The organism is Nocardia sp. N2S4-5 (assembly GCF_044628355.1).
Classification (GTDB): Bacteria; Actinomycetota; Actinomycetes; order Mycobacteriales; family Mycobacteriaceae; genus Nocardia; species Nocardia wallacei_B.
Genome location: NZ_JBIUPM010000001.1, coordinates 7,484,208 through 7,500,119 on the forward strand (window position 1 = coordinate 7,484,208; position 15,912 = coordinate 7,500,119).

Sequence of the window (15,912 nt, forward strand, 5' to 3'; positions counted from 1 at the left end):
CCTGCGTTCACCGGGCCCCATGCTCGAATTCCTGCGTGGCCGTGACGTTCTCGTCGCGGGATGGGGGGTGTCGGGCAGGTCGCTGATCGAGCCGCTGCGCGATATCGGGGCCCGGCCCGTGGTCACCGACGCCGGTGAGAAGGCGATGGCCGAGGCCGCCGAACTGGGACTCACCACCGCCACCGGCGACGAACTGCTCGAGCCCGCCGCGCTGGACCGGTTCGCGCTGGTCATCACCAGCCCGGGCTGGCGGCCGGACTCGCCGGTGCTGGTCTCGGCGGTCACCGAGGGCATCCCGGTCTGGGGCGATGTCGAATTCGCCTGGTGGGTGGATCAGGCCCGGCTGTACGGCCCGGCGCGCAAGTGGCTGGTGATCACCGGCACCAACGGCAAGACCACCACCACCCAGATGACCCACGCCATCCTGCGCGCGGCCGGTATCCCGAGCGTCGCCTGCGGCAACATCGGCCTGCCGATCCTGGATGCGTTGCGGCGCAACCCCGGTCCGCAGGTGCTGGCCGTGGAGCTGTCGTCGTTCCAGCTGCACTGGGCGCCGTCGGTGCGCCCGGAGGCCGGCGTGGTGCTCAATGTCGCCGAGGACCACCTGGATTGGCACGGCGGCCTGGACGCTTACGCCGCCGCCAAGGCGCGGGCGCTGACCGGCCGCGTCGGCGTGGTCGGCCTGGACGATCCGGTGGCCGCCGCGCTGGCCCGAAAGTCCAAGGCGCGCCGCACCGTCGGCTTCCGGATCGGCGTGCCCGCCGACGGCGAACTCGGTGTGGTCGACGGCAAGCTGCTCGACCGCGCGTTCACCAAGGCGGCGATCCTCGCCGAGACCGGCGACATCAGCCCGGCCGGACCGGCCGGCGTGGCCGACGCCCTGGCCGCGGCGGCGCTGACCCGATCCATCGACGTGGCACCGCAATTCGTCAAGGAGGGCCTGCAGGAGCACAAGGTGGGCCCGCACCGCGCCGCGCTGGTGCGCGAGTTGGTCGGGGTGACCTTCGTCGACGACTCCAAGGCCACCAACCCGCACGCCGCGCGCTCCTCGATCCTGGCGCATCCGCAGGTGGTCTGGCTGGCCGGTGGTCAGCTCAAGGGCGCGCACATCGACGATCTGGTCGAAGAGGTCGCGGATCGGCTCGTGGCGGCCGTGCTGTTCGGGCAGGACGCCCCGGTCGTCGCCGCGGCGTTGGCGCGACACGCGCCCGATGTCCCCGTGGTCGAGCTGGGTTCGGGTGACGATGCTGTGATGGGTGTGGAACTCACGTCCGAGATCAATGGGGCGGACGCGGTGATGGCGCGGGCGGTGCGGCTCGCCGCCGGTTACGCCCGCCGCGGGGACACGGTGCTGCTGGCGCCCGCCGCGGCCTCACTGGACATGTTCGCCGACTACACCCACCGGGGACGCAGTTTCGTCGCGGCGGTGCAGGCGCTCGACGAGGAAGATATCGGGAGCCCGCAGTGACCGAAAAGGCGCGCAAGCCCACCGCAACCTGGTTCGGTGCCTGGCTGGCGCGCCCGCTGGCCGACTTCCATCTGATCGTCACCATCGCCGCCCTGCTGACCACGCTCGGGCTGGTGATGGTGCTGTCGGCGTCCAGCGTCGAGTCCTACGCCGACGGCGGGTCGGCCTACAAGCTGTTCATCCAGCAGGCGCTGTTCGCGGCGATCGGCGCGGTGCTGTTCTATCTGGCGCTGCGATTACCGCTGCGGCGGCTGCGGCAGCTGTCGTTCCCGCTGTTCGCCGGGTCGGTGCTGCTGCTGGTGCTGGTGCTGATTCCCGGCATCGGCTCGCAGGTGCAGGGGTCGCGGCGCTGGTTCGATCTCGGGTTCGCCTCGGTGCAGCCGTCGGAGGTCGTGAAGGTCACGCTGATCATCTGGGGCGCGCACCTGCTCGCGGCGCGGCGCTCGGAGCAGGCGAACTACAAAGAGATCATGGTGCCGCTGGTGCCGGCCGGTCTGCTGGCGTGCCTGCTGGTGGTGCTGGAGCCGAACCTGTCGACGACCATCGCGCTGGGCCTGATCCTGGCGGCGCTGCTGTGGTTCGGCGGGCTGCCGGTGCGGCTGTTCGTGACCATCGCGGTGTCGGGCGTGATCGCCGCGGGCGTGCTGGCGCTGTCGGCCGGGTATCGCTCCGACCGCATGCGCGCGTTCTTCAATCCTGGCGACGATCCGCAGGGTATCGGCTATCAGGCGCGCCAGGCGCTGTTCTCGCTCGCCGACGGCGGCATCTGGGGCCGCGGGCTCGGGCAGAGCCGCGCCAAATGGAGCTATCTGCCCAACGCGCACAACGATTTCATCTTCGCGATCATCGGCGAGGAACTCGGATTCCTCGGCTGCGCACTGGTTCTGGGCCTGCTGGCGCTGTTCGCGCACACCGGGCTGCGGATCGCGAGCCGCTCGGTGGATCCGTTCCTACGGCTGCTCACCGCGACCGCGACCTTCTGGATCACCGGGCAGGCCCTGATCAACATCGGCTATGTGGTGGGGCTGCTCCCGGTGACCGGTCTGCAGTTGCCGCTGGTGTCGGCGGGCGGGTCGTCCTTGGCCATCACGCTGCTGATGTTCGGCATCATCGCCAGCGCCGCCCGGCACGAACCCGAGGCGGTGGCGGCGCTGCACGCCGGACAGGACGGCCGGATGAGCCGCTTGCTGCGGCTGCCCAGGCCGGAGATGTACTCCGCGGCGCGGGCCCAGGCCGCGCGCGGCCGCTCGGGTCTGCGCGCCGCGCCGCCACGGCGCGAACTGGCCCCGGGCGACCGGCGCGGCAGCGGTCGGCGGGGTGGTTCGGAACCGCCGCAGCGCCGCTCGATAGATTCGGATTCCGCCCGGCGCCGGGCGGCGGATACGGGCCGGCGCGAGAGCCGCACGACGAGTTCGTGGCGCTCGACGCGCGCCTGGGAACCGAGCTATCCGATGACACATGCGAGAGAACGGGGTAATTCGAGGTGACAACCGGCGGGAGCGTCAGGTCCGAGACGGAAAGACCTGGGGGACGGGCACTCTCGGTGATAGTCGCGGGCGGGGGCACCGCCGGCCATATCGAACCCGCGATGGCGGTCGCCGACGCGCTGCGCCGGGTGGACCCCTCGATCCGGATCACCGCGCTGGGCACCGCACGCGGATTGGAGACCGCGCTGGTCCCCGAACGCGGATATCCCCTCGAACTGATTCCGCCGGTGCCGTTGCCGCGCAAGCCGTCCGGCGATCTGCTGCGGCTGCCCGCGCGGGTGCGGTCGGCGGTGGCGCGCACCCGCGCGGTGATCGAGGAGGTCGAGGCGGACGTGATCGTCGGTTTCGGCGGCTATGTCGCGCTGCCCGCGTATCTCGCGGCCGGGCGCGGTGTTTCGCTCGGGAGTGCCCGGCGGCGGTCCGTGCCGGTGGTGGTGCACGAGGCGAACGTCAAGGCGGGCATCGCGAACAAGGTGGGCGCGCGTCGCGCCGCCCGGGTGCTGGCCGCGGTGGCGAACTCCGGGGTGCGGGCGCGGGGCCGCGGCGACGCGGAGATCGTGGGAATCCCGGTGCGCGAGACCATCGCGACCCTGGACCGGGCGGCGCTGCGCGCGGAGGCCCGCGCCCATTTCGGATTGCCCGCCGAGGGTCCGGTGCTGCTGGTGTTCGGCGGCTCGCAGGGAGCGCGACGGCTCAACGAGGCGGTGTCGGCCGCCGCGACACAGCTGACGGCGGCCGGGGTGTCGGTGCTGCACGCGCACGGCCCCAAGAACACCCTGGAGATCACGGGTGTCGATCCGCAGGGCGCGGCGAAGTATGTGGCGCTGCCCTATCTGTCTCGAATGGACCTGGCCTATGCCGCCGCCGACGCGGCGGTGTGCCGATCCGGCGCCATGACCGTGGCCGAGGTGTCGGCGGTCGGCCTGCCCGCGTTCTACGTCCCGCTGCCACACGGCAACGGCGAACAGGAACTCAACGCCCGCCCGATCGTGGCCCAGGGTGGTGGCAGAATTGTGCCGGATTCGGAACTGACCGCGAAATACGTGATCGACGAGGTGATTCCGCTGCTCACCGATCCGGGGCGGCTGTCGGGCATGGCGGCCGCGGCCGCCGGGGCGGGCCATCGCGAGGCCGCCGACACGGTGGCGCGGATTGTGGTGGAGGTGGCCGGCCGGTGACGGAACAGGAACTACCGCCGCTGCTGCGGCGCGTGCACATGGTCGGCATCGGCGGCGCCGGGATGTCCGGCATCGCCCGCATCCTGCTCTCGCGCGGCGGCGCGGTCTCCGGATCCGACGCCAAGGAGAGTCGCGGCGTGCTCGCACTGCGGGCCCGCGGCGCCCAGGTGCGCATCGGACACGACGCCTCCGCCCTCGATCTGCTCCCCGGCGGGCCGACGGCGGTCGTGACGACCTACGCGGCCATCCCCAAGACCAATCCCGAACTGGTGGAGGCGAAGCGGCGCGGGGTGCCCGTGCTGCTGCGCCCCACCGTGCTCGCCGAGCTGATGCGGGGCCATCGCACGCTGCTGGTGTCGGGCACCCACGGCAAGACCTCGACGACCTCGATGCTGGTGGTCTCCCTGCAGCACTGCGGACTCGACCCGTCCTTCGCGGTCGGCGGCGAGCTGAACGAGGCCGGGACCAACGCCCATCACGGCAGCGGCGGTTTCTTCGTGGCCGAGGCCGACGAATCCGACGGCTCGCTGCTGCAGTACGACCCGGACGTCGCGGTCGTCACCAATATCGAATCCGACCACCTGGACTTCTTCGGTTCCGACGAGGCCTACGTCCAGGTCTTCGACGATTTCGTGGCGCGATTGCGGCCCGGCGGGCTGCTGGTGGTGTGCCTGGACGATCCGGGCTCGTACGCGCTGGCCGAGCGGGTCGCCGCGCGGCAGGCGGCCGGGGACCTGGATATCCGCGTGCTCGGCTACGGTTCCGGCGAGCTGCCCGGCGCGCCCGTCTCGGCCGGTGCGCGGATGCTGTCGTGGGAGCCGCGCGATGTCGGCGGCGTGGTCACCTTCCAGTTCTCCGACGAGCCCGCGCCGCGCACGCTGCGGCTGGCGGTGCCCGGCCGCCACATGGCGTTGAACGCGCTGGCCGCGCTGCTGGCCGCCCGCGAGACCGGGGCCGCGGTCGACGAATTGCTGCAGGGCCTGGAGGGTTTCGGGGGAGTGCACCGGCGGTTTCAGTTCGTCGGCCGCGAGAACGGGGTGCGGGTGTTCGACGACTACGCCCACCACCCCACCGAGGTGCGTGCCGTGCTCGGCGCCGCCGCCGAACTGGTGCGGCAGGAGGCCGCCGACGGCGCCCGCTCCCGCCAGGGCCGGGTGATCGTGGTGTTCCAGCCGCACCTGTACAGCCGCACCGCCACCTTCGCCACCGAATTCGGCGCCGCGCTCGACCTGGCGGACGAGGTGGTGGTGCTCGATGTCTACGGCGCCCGCGAGGAGCCGCTGCCCGGCGTCAACGGCGCCTTGGTCGCCCAGGCTGTCGGCAAGCCGGTGCATTATCAGCCGGACATGTCGCGGGTCGGGCGTCAGGCCGCGAGCCTGGCCCGCCCCGGCGACGTCGTGATCACCATGGGCGCGGGCGACGTGACCATGCTCGGGGGACAGATCCTCGACGGGCTGCGGGTGCGGCCGCCGGCGGGACGGTGAGCGGCGGGCGGATCGGCGGCGCGGACCGGCTGCGCGAGTTGCCGGTCCGGCGAATTGTGCTGTGGGGCTTGCCCGTAGTGGCGCTGCTGATCGTCGCGATAGCCGTCGCCTATTTCACGCCGGTTTTCTCGGCGCGCACCGTGCGCATCGAGGGCCTCGTGACCGTTCCGGAGGAGCAGGTGCGGGAGGTGGTGCGAATTCCCGAGGGACGATCGATGTTGCGCATCGATACCGACGCGGTGGCGCGGCGGGTGGCGGGCATTCCGAAGATTCATTCCGCTCGCGTGCAACGAGAGTTTCCGGGAACCGTGCGGATCACCGTCGAGGAGCGCACTCCGGTGCTGTTCTACGACAGCCCGCAGGGTTCGCATCTGCTCGACGTCGACAGCGTCGAATACGCGGTCGAACCGCCGCCCCCGGGCGTGCCGAAGCTCTCGACCGATCATCCGAGTGGTAGCGACCCGGTCACTCGGGCGGCGGTGGCGGTGCTCGACGCCGCTCCGCCGGAGCTGCGCGCGCAGGTGGGAGAGGTTGTGGCACGGTCGGTTTCGAACATCGAACTGAATCTCACCGACGGGCGCACCGTACTGTGGGGTGGTGCGGACGATTCGGCGCGCAAGGCCGCAGTGGTGTTGCCGGTGCTGACGCGGCCGGGCACGGTGTTCGACGTGTCCAGCCCCGATCTGGTAACGGTAAAGTGAGTGATACCCGTTGTGCCTTCGGTGTTTTCGGTGACTGTCACCGGCAGCCGCCGAAATTCCGCGGGCACCGGGAACGATTCGCGGCGCACGGAGCGGCCGTTCGCGATACGATGCGGGGCGGGCTCGGACGAGACGGATCACACAAGATTCTCACGCTCGTTTCGGCGCGCCTGCGCGCGGATTGCGGCGGGTGCGAATAGCGTTCCGCAGCAGTCGGATACTTGACATAACGCTAACCCTATTGTTGAGGTTTAGGGTTTGCCCGATCGAAAAGCCCGGGTTAGCTCGAACCGAACGGTTGGTGTTCTGCCGAGAATCCGAAAACGACAGGCTTTAGATCGAAGGAAGGCGAGAGCCCATGACGCCCCCGCACAACTACCTTGCAGTGATCAAGGTCGTCGGTATCGGCGGCGGCGGCGTGAATGCCGTCAACCGGATGATCGAACAGGGACTCAAGGGAGTCGAGTTCATCGCGGTCAATACGGACGCGCAGGCGCTGCTGATGAGTGACGCGGACGTCAAGCTGGACGTCGGCCGCGAGCTCACCCGCGGTCTGGGCGCCGGTGCGGATCCGGAGGTGGGCCGCAGGGCCGCCGAGGACCACAAGGACGAGATCGAAGAGGTGCTCAAGGGCGCCGACATGGTCTTCGTCACCGCCGGCGAGGGTGGTGGCACCGGTACCGGCGGCGCCCCCGTGGTCGCCAGCATCGCCCGCAAGCTGGGCGCGCTGACGATCGGCGTGGTGACGCGCCCGTTCTCGTTCGAGGGCAAGCGCCGCAGCAACCAGGCCGAGAACGGCATCCAGGGGCTGCGGGAATCCTGCGACACGCTGATCGTGATCCCCAACGACCGACTGCTACAGCTGGGCGATGCCGCGGTCAGCCTGATGGACGCCTTCCGTTCCGCGGACGAGGTGCTCCTCAACGGTGTGCAGGGCATTACCGACCTGATCACCACCCCGGGCCTGATCAACGTCGACTTCGCCGACGTCAAGAGCGTCATGTCGGGTGCCGGGTCGGCGCTGATGGGCATCGGATCCGCACGCGGCGAGGGCCGTTCGGTGAAGGCCGCCGAATCGGCGATCAATTCGCCGCTGCTGGAGGCGTCGATGGACGGTGCCCACGGGGTGCTGCTGTCGATCGCGGGCGGTTCGGATCTCGGTCTGTTCGAGATCAACGAGGCCGCCTCGCTGGTGCAGGAGGCCGCGCATATCGAGGCCAACATCATCTTCGGCACGGTGATCGACGATTCGCTCGGTGACGAGGTGCGCGTGACGGTCATCGCCGCCGGTTTCGACGGCGGCACCCCGTCTCGGCGCATCGACTCCTCCGGCCGTTCCACCATCGGCTCGGCCCGTGCGGGCGAGATCGGCCAGACCGCGACGCGCAGCAGCACCGACTTCGGATCCACCCGGTCGACGGAACCGGCCCCGGCCGCCGCGCCCGTGCAGCGCGGCCCCGCGCCCTCCTACGAGTCCCGCCCGGCGAGCGATCCGACGGTCGCGCACAACTCCCGCACGCACATCCAGCCCCCGGACGAGGACACCGACGACGACGTGGACGTGCCCTCGTTCATGCGGCGCTAGCCTTCGATCCCGGCACCGCTCCGCCGATCCACACACCCGCTCCGGACCCCGGAGCGGGTGTGTTCGTGTCGGCGACCTGTCCGGACCGGACACCGGTTCGTGGCGAGTCGCATCCGGCTCGCGGGAGCGGGGCGGCGCACGTGGGATGGTTGCCGCGGCGTGGCTACTAACCTCAGGGGTATGACGACTGTTTCGGTCCGGACCCGGCGGGTGACCACCACGCGCGCCGGTGGCTTCTCGCGGGCGCCCTACGACTCGTTCAATCTCGGCGACCACGTCGGCGACGATCCGGAGGCGGTGCGGCGCAACAGGTTACGACTGGCCGAGGGCATCGGGCTGTCGCCGGAGCGGCTGGTCTGGATGGAGCAGGTGCACGGGCGCAACGTCGAGCTGGTGGACGGTCCCCGCCCGGAGCCGGTGCCGGTGACCGACGCGCTGGTCACGACCGTGCCCGGCCTGGCGCTGGTGGTGCTGACGGCCGACTGCGTGCCCATCCTGCTGTCCGACGACGAGGCCGGGGTGATCGCGGCCGTGCACGCCGGCCGGATGGGCGCGCGTATCGGCATCGTGCCCCGGGTTCTGGAGGTCATGGTCGGCGCGGGCGCGAGACTCGAACGGGTGGGGGCATTCCTGGGCCCCGCCGCGAGCGGACGGCAGTACGAGGTCCCGGCGGCCATGCGCGACGACGTGGCGGCCCACCTGCCGGGCAGCGCCACGACCACCGCGAAGGGCACCCCCGGCCTCGATCTGCGCGCGGGCATCCGCCGTCAGCTCGAGGAGGCCGGTGTCGGCGCCGTCGCCGTCGACCCGCGCTGCACCATCGAGGACCGGACACTGTTCAGCCACCGTCGCGGCGCGCCCACCGGCCGCATCGCGGGCGTCATCTGGATGGAGTCCGCGGGTTCATCGGAATAGGGGCCTGCTACTGGTTGCCCACCGCAACGCGGTATCACTGGCTGCCCCTTCTTTTGGGGGCATCATCGAAGGTGATTCCGTGAAATGGGCGGAAAATGGACAATCGACACGCCCGGCACATTCGTGATCCGTTTCGCATTCGAGGGAGTTGTTCTATGACGGCCGAATCCGGCACCGCCGCCGCGGAATCCGTCCGGGCCACCGAACTGTCGAGGGCCCTGGCCGAGTTGACGGAGCGGATCGAATCCGCGAGCCGAGCGGCGGGGCGGGATCCGGGCGAGACCACGCTGCTTCCGGTAACGAAATTCTTCCCGGCGTCGGATGTCGAGCACCTATATGCCCTGGGTAGACGGGAATTCGGGGAGTCACGCGAGCAGGAGGCGGCGGCGAAGGCGGCCGACCTGCAACGGCTTTCGGGCGTGCGCTGGCACATGATCGGCCGCCTGCAGCGCAACAAGGCGAAATCCGTCGCCCGCTGGGCCCATGCTGTGCACTCGGTGGACAGCGAACGGCTCGCCGCGGCGCTGGACAGCGGGACCGCCGCGGCGCGCGAGGCCGGACAGCGCGACACGCCGCTGCGGGTCCTGCTCCAGGTCAGCCTGGACAGCGATCCGACCCGCGGCGGCGTGGCCCCGGACGACCTGCCGCGCCTGGCCGAACAGGTGGCCCAGACGGAGCACCTCCGATTGGCCGGATTGATGGCGATTCCGCCGCTGGACGCCGATCCCGAGCCCGCGTTCGCCCGCCTCGCCGAACTGCACGCCCGGCTGCGTGCGGACCATCCGGAGGCCACCGAACTGTCCGCCGGCATGTCCGGTGACCTGGAGATCGCAATCCGACACGGTTCCACGTGCGTGCGTGTCGGTACCGCCTTGATGGGCGCTCGACCGATAACCTCGGGATAGCAAACAAACCTCATCAGTCACATTCGAAACATTATGCTGGGGACTGACGAGAACTGAGCAGGACTTCAACACCCCACGCCAACCGGGTGCCGTAGGAAGGTCGACCAGGATGAGCGAGCGCAGCGAGCGAGATGTCAGCGCAGCCACGAGCGTGCTCGTGCTGGGGTCGAGTGCAAGCGAGGTGGACGCATGAGCACGCTGCATAGGTTCAAGGCCTACTTCGGCATGGTTCCGCTCGAGGAATACGAAGACGACTACGTCGACGACCGCGGCCCTCGGGGGATCGAGGACCGAAGCGCGCGCCGGCCGCGCGACTTCGGCGAATCCCGTTACGACAGTGGTCGTTCCCGGTTCGGCGACGACCGCTACGACGACGAGCCCGGCTACGCGGAGCCGTCGTACAAGGCGCCCTACCGTCCCGGCTACACCGTCGCCCGCCGCGACGACTACGTCGAGGACTCCTACGCCGACGACCGGTACGAGCCGCCGCGCCGCCCCACCCGCATCGACGCCGGTCCGTCCGGCCGTGGGCGGGGGATGGACCGGCTCGGCGGCGGCACGCCGATGGTGCGCGGCACCACGCACGGCGCGCTGGCGGTCGACCCGGAGGTCGAGCGCCGGATGGAGGAGCGGCGACTGGAGGAACAGGCCCGTTTCGAGCCGGCACCGCGCCGCGCGCCGGTGTTCGAGGACGGAGGCCCCTTGTCCAAGATCACGACGCTGCGCCCGCGGACCTACGCCGAGGCCGCCATCATCGGTGAGCGTTTCCGCGACGGCACGCCGGTGATCATGGACCTGGTCGAGATGAGCAACGCCGACGCCCGCCGCCTGGTCGACTTCGCCGCCGGCTTGGCGTTCGCGCTGCGCGGCTCCTTCGACAAGGTCGCGACCAAGGTGTTCCTGCTCTCACCGGCCGACGTCGACGTATCGGCCGAGGAGCGCCGCCGGATCGCCGAAACCGGCTTCTACAACCAGAAATAGCGTTGCCGCCGGGGAGTCGCGTCGCGGCCGCGCCCCCGGTCGACACGCCGCGATCGGGGGAGTGACGCCGCGGTCCGACGGCGCGGGGAGTTTGCAGGACACCGATTCTGAGGCAAAGTGGTCACGTGGCCTTGTTCCAGGTGCTGTATGTACTCCTGTTCCTCTTCTGGCTGTTGTTGATCAGCCGAGTGATCGTCGAGTTCATCCGCAACTTCGCGCGTGACTGGCATCCGCGTGGCGTAGTTGCCGTCGTCCTGGAGGTGATCTTCACGATCACCGACCCACCGGTGAAACTCCTGAGGCGCTTGATACCGCCGGTGAACCTGGGTGGAATTCGCCTCGATCTGTCGATTATGGTGCTGCTTTTCATCGTGTTCATCTTGATGTCGGTGACCAGTAGGCTCGGGCAGCCGGTCGCCTAGGTGTGACAGAATGGGCCGAGAACAATAGCTTGCCAGATCTACCGCTAGATCTCCGTACGAAGCGTGAAGGGATCCTTCCATGCCGCTGACCCCAGCCGATGTGCACAACGTCGCGTTCAGCAAACCGCCGATCGGGAAGCGCGGCTACAACGAGGATGAAGTCGACGCCTTCCTCGACCTGGTCGAGCAGGAGCTCTCACGCCTCATCGAGGAGAACGCCGACCTGCGCCAGCGGGTTGCCGAGCTGGATTCCGAGCTGGCCGAGGCCAAGAAGGCGCCGCGCCCGGCGCCGCAGGCCGTGAAACCGGCTCCGCCGCAGCCCGAACCGCCCAAACCGGTCCCCGTGCCGCCGCCGGCGCCGGTCGTGCAGGCCGCCCCGCCCGCCTCGCCGAAGGACGCCGCGGACGCGAACCTACAGGCCGCGAAGGTGCTGAGCCTGGCGCAGGAGATGGCCGACCGGCTCACCAGCGACGCCAAGACCGAGGCCGAGAACCTGCTGTCGAACGCGCGGGCAAATTCGGAGCGACTGGTCAGCGACGCCCGCACCCGGTCCGAGGGCATGATCGCCGAGGCGCGCCAGAAGGCCGAGTCCATGCTCTCCGACGCGCAGACCCGCTCGGACAACCAGCTGCGTCAGGCCAAGGAGAAGGCCGACGCCCTGCAGGCCGACGCCGAGCGCAAGCACACCGAGATCATGGCGACGATCACCCAGCAGCGCAGCGTGCTGGAGAGCCGGATCGAGCAGCTGAAGACCTTCGAGCGGGAGTACCGGGTGCGGCTGAAGTCCTACCTGGAGTCGCAGCTCGAGGAGCTGGAAAACCGTGGTTCGGCGGTTCCGGTGGACGGCGGCGACACCTTCGACGGCGCCAACAACCACGCGCCCGCGTCGTTCGCCCAGGGCGGCAAGTAGTTTCGTTCCGTTCGGATTTCCGCCGGCTCCGCGGCTGTGCCGGATTCGGGGGTGCCGTGCTGTCGTGTGGTATGCAAGCTCGTCGAGCCACCTGGCCCGCGTAGGGGGTGACCATGCTCGTCCTGACGCTCGTCCTGGCCGCCATCGGATTCGCCCTGCTGGTGACGGCGCTGACCACCGGCTCGGTGATCTGGGCCTGGGGGTGCATCGTGGTGTGTGTCGTCGGCGCCGTGCTGCTGCTGGTGAGCGCGCTGTCCATGCGCGACTCCGACGACGACGATCAGTCCTCGCGTCCCGGTCGCCACGCCCGGCGATGAGCATGGGGGACGGGCCACGCCGATGGGGCCCGGAAATAACATTGCCCACGCTGGCTACAATCAAACCTGAACATCGGCACTGATCCGGCGATCACCGGGGAGCCTTCGGAAGAACAGCATCGGCCGCGGCCTACGGCCCGGTCTCGGCGCTCAGTAGAACCGAACGGGTGAGCCCGTCACAGCTCACGACGAGAGGTCTCGGCGCGGGCCGCACGACGGCGCGACGCCCGGACAAGCGGGGTGGTACCGCGGTCTCGGCGCACCGGCGCCGGAATCGTCCCCGTGCCCACCGGTTACGCGCCCCACCGGCGCGTCGGCACGAGGAGACCACTGCCCGACATGGCGGATCAGACATCCCCCAGCAACGCCGTCCCCGAGCCCGTCCCCGCCTATCCGCGCGCCGCTCTCGGTTCCGGTGGCCAGGCGTCGTTCCCCGACCTGGAGCAGCGCGTGCTCGACTACTGGGCCGCCGACGACACCTTCCGAGCCAGCGTCGAGAATCGTTCCGGCGCACCGGAGTTCGTCTTCTACGACGGACCACCGTTCGCCAACGGGTTGCCGCATTACGGCCATCTGCTCACCGGATACGTGAAGGATTTGATCCCGCGCTTTCAGACCATGCGCGGCAAGAAGGTCGAGCGGCGCTTCGGCTGGGACACGCACGGACTGCCCGCGGAAATCGAAGCGGAGAAGCAGCTCGGTATCACGGACAAATCACAGATCGATGAGATGGGACTCGCGGAATTCAATGCCGCGTGCAAATCGTCTGTGTTGCGTTACACCAACGAGTGGCGCGCGTATGTGACCCGTCAGGCCCGCTGGGTCGACTTCGACAACGACTACAAGACCCTCGATCCCGACTTCATGGAGTCGGTGATGTGGGCGTTCAAGTCGTTGTACGACAAGGGGCTGGTGTATCAGGGCTTCCGGGTGCTGCCCTACAGCTGGTACGAGCAGACCCCGCTGTCGAACCAGGAGGCCCGCCTGGACGACGCCTATCGCATGCGGCAGGATCCGGCCGTCACGGTCGAGATGACGCTGACCGTGCCCGCCGACCACCCCCTGCACGAGCTGGATGGCGCGCACGCGCTGATCTGGACCACCACGCCGTGGACGCTGCCGTCCAACCTGGCGGTCGCCGTCCATCCCGACATCACCTATGTGCACGTCGAGGGCGGCGACGGCAAGCGGTATCTGCTGGCGTCGGAACGGGTTTCGCACTACGCCCGCGAACTGGGCGACGAGCCGCGGGTGCGCGCGGAGTATTCGGGCGCCGCGCTGGTCGGCCTGCGCTACCGTCCGCCGTTCGACTTCTTCCTGGGACACCCGAACGCGCACCGCGTCCTCGAGGCCGATTACGTGACCACCGACTCCGGTACCGGCGTCGTGCATCTCGCGCCGGCGTTCGGCGAGGAGGACATGGAGGTCTGCGCGGCCAACGACATCGAGCTCGTGCAGCCGCTGGACCAGGGCGGCAAGTTCACCTCGATGGTGCCGCCGTACGAGGGCCAGATGATCTTCGACGCCAATCCGGTCATCATCAAGGACCTCAAGACCGCCGGAAAACTGTTGCGGCACGAGACGATCGAGCACTCCTACCCGCACAGCTGGCGCTCCGGCCGGCCGCTGATCTACATGGCGGTGCCGTCCTGGTTCGTCGCGGTGACCAAGTTCCGCGACCGGATGGTGGAGCTGAACCAGCAGATCACCTGGGTGCCCGAGCACATCCGCGACGGCCAGTTCGGCAAGTGGCTGGAGAACGCGCGGGACTGGAACATCAGTCGTAATCGCTACTGGGGCGCGCCGATCCCGGTGTGGGTGTCCGACGATCCGGAGTATCCGCGCGTGGACGTGTACGGCTCGCTGGATCAGCTCGAGCACGACTTCGGCGTGCGGCCGAAGGATCTGCACCGCCCCGCGATCGACGAGCTGGTGCGGCCGAATCCCGATGACCCGACCGGCAAGTCGATGATGCGGCGGGTGCCGGAGGTGCTGGACTGCTGGTTCGAGTCCGGGTCGATGCCCTACGCGCAGGTGCACTACCCGTTCGAGAACAAGGAGTGGTTCGAGGGCACCCACGACGAGAAGGCGCACAGCCCCGGCGATTTCATCGTCGAGTACAACGGGCAGACCCGCGGCTGGTTCTACAACCTGCACGTGCTGTCCACGGCCCTGTTCGACCGCCCGGCGTTCAAATCCGTGGTGGCGCACGGGATCGTGCTCGGCGACGACGGGCTGAAGATGTCCAAGTCCAAGGGCAACTATCCCGACGTCAACGAGGTGTTCGATCGCGACGGCTCCGACGCCATGCGCTGGTTCCTCATGGCGTCCCCGGTGCTGCGCGGCGGCAACCTCATCGTCACCGAGCGCGGCATCCGCGAGGGCGTGAGCCACGCGCTGCGGCCGCTGTGGAACGCGTGGACGTTCCTGCAGCTGTACGCGTCGAAACCCGGTGTGTGGCGCACGGATTCACCGCATGTGCTGGATCGCTACATCCTGGCCAAGCTGGCCGCGGCCCGGGATGCGATGACCGAGGCGCTCGAGGTCTACGACATCGCCGCCGCCTGCGACGAACTGCGCACCTTCGCCGACGCGCTCACCAATTGGTATGTGCGCCGGTCGCGTTCGCGGTTCTGGGACGAGGACCGCGACGCCATAGACACCCTGCACACGGTGCTGGAGGTGACCACCCGGCTGGCCGCGCCGCTGCTGCCGCTGATCACCGAGGTGGTTTGGCGCGGACTCACCGGCGGCCGCTCGGTGCACCTGACCGACTGGCCCGCCGCCACCGAGCTGCCGAAGGATCCGGAGCTGGTGTCGGCGATGGACGAGGTGCGTGCGGTGTGCTCGACGGCGCTGAGCCTGCGCAAGGCCCAGCACCTGCGCGTGCGGCTGCCGTTGTCGGAGCTGACCATCGCCGCGCCGGACGCGGACCGGCTCGTGCCGTTCACGGACCTGGTCGCCGACGAGGTGAACGTCAAGCGGGTCGATCTGACCACCGATGTCGCCGCGCACGGCCGGTTCGAGCTGGTCGTCAACGCGCGGGCGGCCGGGCCGCGGCTCGGTAAGACCGTGCAGACGGTGATCAAGGCGGTCAAGGCCGGGGAGTGGTCGGAGAGTCCGGCGGGTGTGGTCAGCGCGGCCGGCGTGGAACTGCTGCCCGAGGAGTACACCCAGCGGCTGGTGGCCGCCGAGCCGGAGTCCACCGCCGCGCTGCCCGGCAATGCCGGTCTGGTGGTGCTGAACTCGGAGGTCACCGAGGAGCTGGAGGCCGAGGGCTGGGCCCGCGACCTCATCCGCGACCTCCAGGAGACCCGCAAGTCCCTGGGCCTGGACGTCTCCGACCGCATCACCCTGGTCCTCGACGTCCCCGCCGCGCACAAGCAGTGGGCCGAAACCCACCGCGACCTGATCGCCGGGGAGGTCCTCGCCACCACTCTCACCTTCGGCGACCCGGGCCCGGACGCCGCCGAAGTGGCGGGGGGCGTGCGGGTTTCGATCACCAAGGCGTGAGGCCCGGCCTGAGCGGACACAGTCGAGTTCGCCGCGGCGGAAAATG

Annotated in this window: 13 protein-coding genes; all 13 read left to right on the forward strand. The window is 69.6% G+C overall.

The window, feature by feature from the left end; all coding sequences use genetic code 11:
- Positions 1-19 precede the first annotated feature (19 nt).
- Positions 20-1,468 (forward strand): UDP-N-acetylmuramoyl-L-alanine--D-glutamate ligase, encoded by a 1,449-nt coding sequence (gene murD / locus ACFMRZ_RS34615; protein ID WP_400183040.1) that lies wholly within the window; start codon positions 20-22, stop codon positions 1,466-1,468.
- Positions 1,465-2,955 carry a putative lipid II flippase FtsW gene (ftsW, locus tag ACFMRZ_RS34620; RefSeq protein WP_280275450.1) on the forward strand — a complete coding sequence of 497 codons (1,491 nt, stop codon included), beginning with the start codon at positions 1,465-1,467 and terminating at the stop codon, positions 2,953-2,955. The genes murD and ftsW overlap by 4 nt, the downstream gene beginning before the upstream one ends.
- Positions 2,952-4,133, forward strand: coding sequence for an undecaprenyldiphospho-muramoylpentapeptide beta-N-acetylglucosaminyltransferase (murG, locus tag ACFMRZ_RS34625; protein ID WP_280275451.1), 1,182 nt, complete (start codon positions 2,952-2,954; stop codon positions 4,131-4,133). Before ftsW ends, murG begins: the two co-directional genes overlap by 4 nt.
- Positions 4,134-4,171: 38 nt before the next feature.
- The gene (gene murC, locus ACFMRZ_RS34630) at positions 4,172-5,617 is read left to right on the forward strand and encodes a UDP-N-acetylmuramate--L-alanine ligase (RefSeq protein ID WP_280275480.1); all 1,446 of its coding nucleotides are present in this window, start codon (positions 4,172-4,174) and stop codon (positions 5,615-5,617) included.
- Complete coding sequence (locus tag ACFMRZ_RS34635; protein WP_400182397.1) at positions 5,614-6,318, forward strand: cell division protein FtsQ/DivIB; 705 nt, start codon at positions 5,614-5,616, stop codon at positions 6,316-6,318. The genes murC and ACFMRZ_RS34635 overlap by 4 nt, the downstream gene beginning before the upstream one ends.
- Before the next feature lie 358 nt (positions 6,319-6,676).
- On the forward strand, positions 6,677-7,903 hold the full coding sequence (gene ftsZ, locus ACFMRZ_RS34640) for a cell division protein FtsZ (protein ID WP_400182398.1): 1,227 nt from the start codon (positions 6,677-6,679) through the stop codon (positions 7,901-7,903).
- A 180-nt stretch (positions 7,904-8,083) separates the two neighbouring features.
- Positions 8,084-8,818 carry a peptidoglycan editing factor PgeF gene (gene pgeF, locus ACFMRZ_RS34645; RefSeq protein ID WP_400182399.1) on the forward strand — a complete coding sequence of 245 codons (735 nt, stop codon included), beginning with the start codon at positions 8,084-8,086 and terminating at the stop codon, positions 8,816-8,818.
- A gap of 155 nt (positions 8,819-8,973) precedes the next feature.
- Positions 8,974-9,723 carry a YggS family pyridoxal phosphate-dependent enzyme gene (locus ACFMRZ_RS34650; RefSeq protein WP_400182400.1) on the forward strand — a complete coding sequence of 250 codons (750 nt, stop codon included), beginning with the start codon at positions 8,974-8,976 and terminating at the stop codon, positions 9,721-9,723.
- A gap of 189 nt (positions 9,724-9,912) precedes the next feature.
- Complete coding sequence (locus ACFMRZ_RS34655) at positions 9,913-10,704, forward strand: cell division protein SepF (RefSeq protein ID WP_280275456.1); 792 nt, start codon at positions 9,913-9,915, stop codon at positions 10,702-10,704.
- A gap of 125 nt (positions 10,705-10,829) precedes the next feature.
- Positions 10,830-11,126, forward strand: a complete 297-nt coding sequence (locus tag ACFMRZ_RS34660) for a YggT family protein (protein ID WP_400182401.1) — start codon at positions 10,830-10,832, stop codon at positions 11,124-11,126.
- Positions 11,127-11,205: 79 nt separating this feature from the next.
- The gene (locus ACFMRZ_RS34665) at positions 11,206-12,036 is read left to right on the forward strand and encodes a DivIVA domain-containing protein (RefSeq protein WP_280364385.1); all 831 of its coding nucleotides are present in this window, start codon (positions 11,206-11,208) and stop codon (positions 12,034-12,036) included.
- A 113-nt stretch (positions 12,037-12,149) separates the two neighbouring features.
- Positions 12,150-12,353 carry a hypothetical protein gene (locus ACFMRZ_RS34670; RefSeq protein WP_280275459.1) on the forward strand — a complete coding sequence of 68 codons (204 nt, stop codon included), beginning with the start codon at positions 12,150-12,152 and terminating at the stop codon, positions 12,351-12,353.
- 339 nt (positions 12,354-12,692) lie between these two features.
- Positions 12,693-15,866, forward strand: coding sequence for an isoleucine--tRNA ligase (gene ileS, locus ACFMRZ_RS34675; protein WP_400182402.1), 3,174 nt, complete (start codon positions 12,693-12,695; stop codon positions 15,864-15,866).
- Positions 15,867-15,912 lie beyond the last annotated feature (46 nt).

Excerpts from the sequence above, each read along its gene's own strand:
- ACFMRZ_RS34655 (WP_280275456.1), top strand. The coding sequence starts at position 9,913 with ATGAGCACGCTGCATAGGTTCAAGGCCTACTTCGGCATGGTTCCGCTC.
- ileS (WP_400182402.1), top strand. The coding sequence starts at position 12,693 with ATGGCGGATCAGACATCCCCCAGCAACGCCGTCCCCGAGCCCGTCCCC.
- ACFMRZ_RS34670 (WP_280275459.1), top strand. The coding sequence starts at position 12,150 with ATGCTCGTCCTGACGCTCGTCCTGGCCGCCATCGGATTCGCCCTGCTG.
- murC (WP_280275480.1), top strand. The coding sequence starts at position 4,172 with ATGGTCGGCATCGGCGGCGCCGGGATGTCCGGCATCGCCCGCATCCTG.
- ACFMRZ_RS34650 (WP_400182400.1), top strand. The coding sequence starts at position 8,974 with ATGACGGCCGAATCCGGCACCGCCGCCGCGGAATCCGTCCGGGCCACC.
- ftsZ (WP_400182398.1), top strand. The coding sequence starts at position 6,677 with ATGACGCCCCCGCACAACTACCTTGCAGTGATCAAGGTCGTCGGTATC.
- pgeF (WP_400182399.1), top strand. The coding sequence starts at position 8,084 with ATGACGACTGTTTCGGTCCGGACCCGGCGGGTGACCACCACGCGCGCC.
- ACFMRZ_RS34665 (WP_280364385.1), top strand. The coding sequence starts at position 11,206 with ATGCCGCTGACCCCAGCCGATGTGCACAACGTCGCGTTCAGCAAACCG.
- murD (WP_400183040.1), top strand. The coding sequence starts at position 20 with ATGCTCGAATTCCTGCGTGGCCGTGACGTTCTCGTCGCGGGATGGGGG.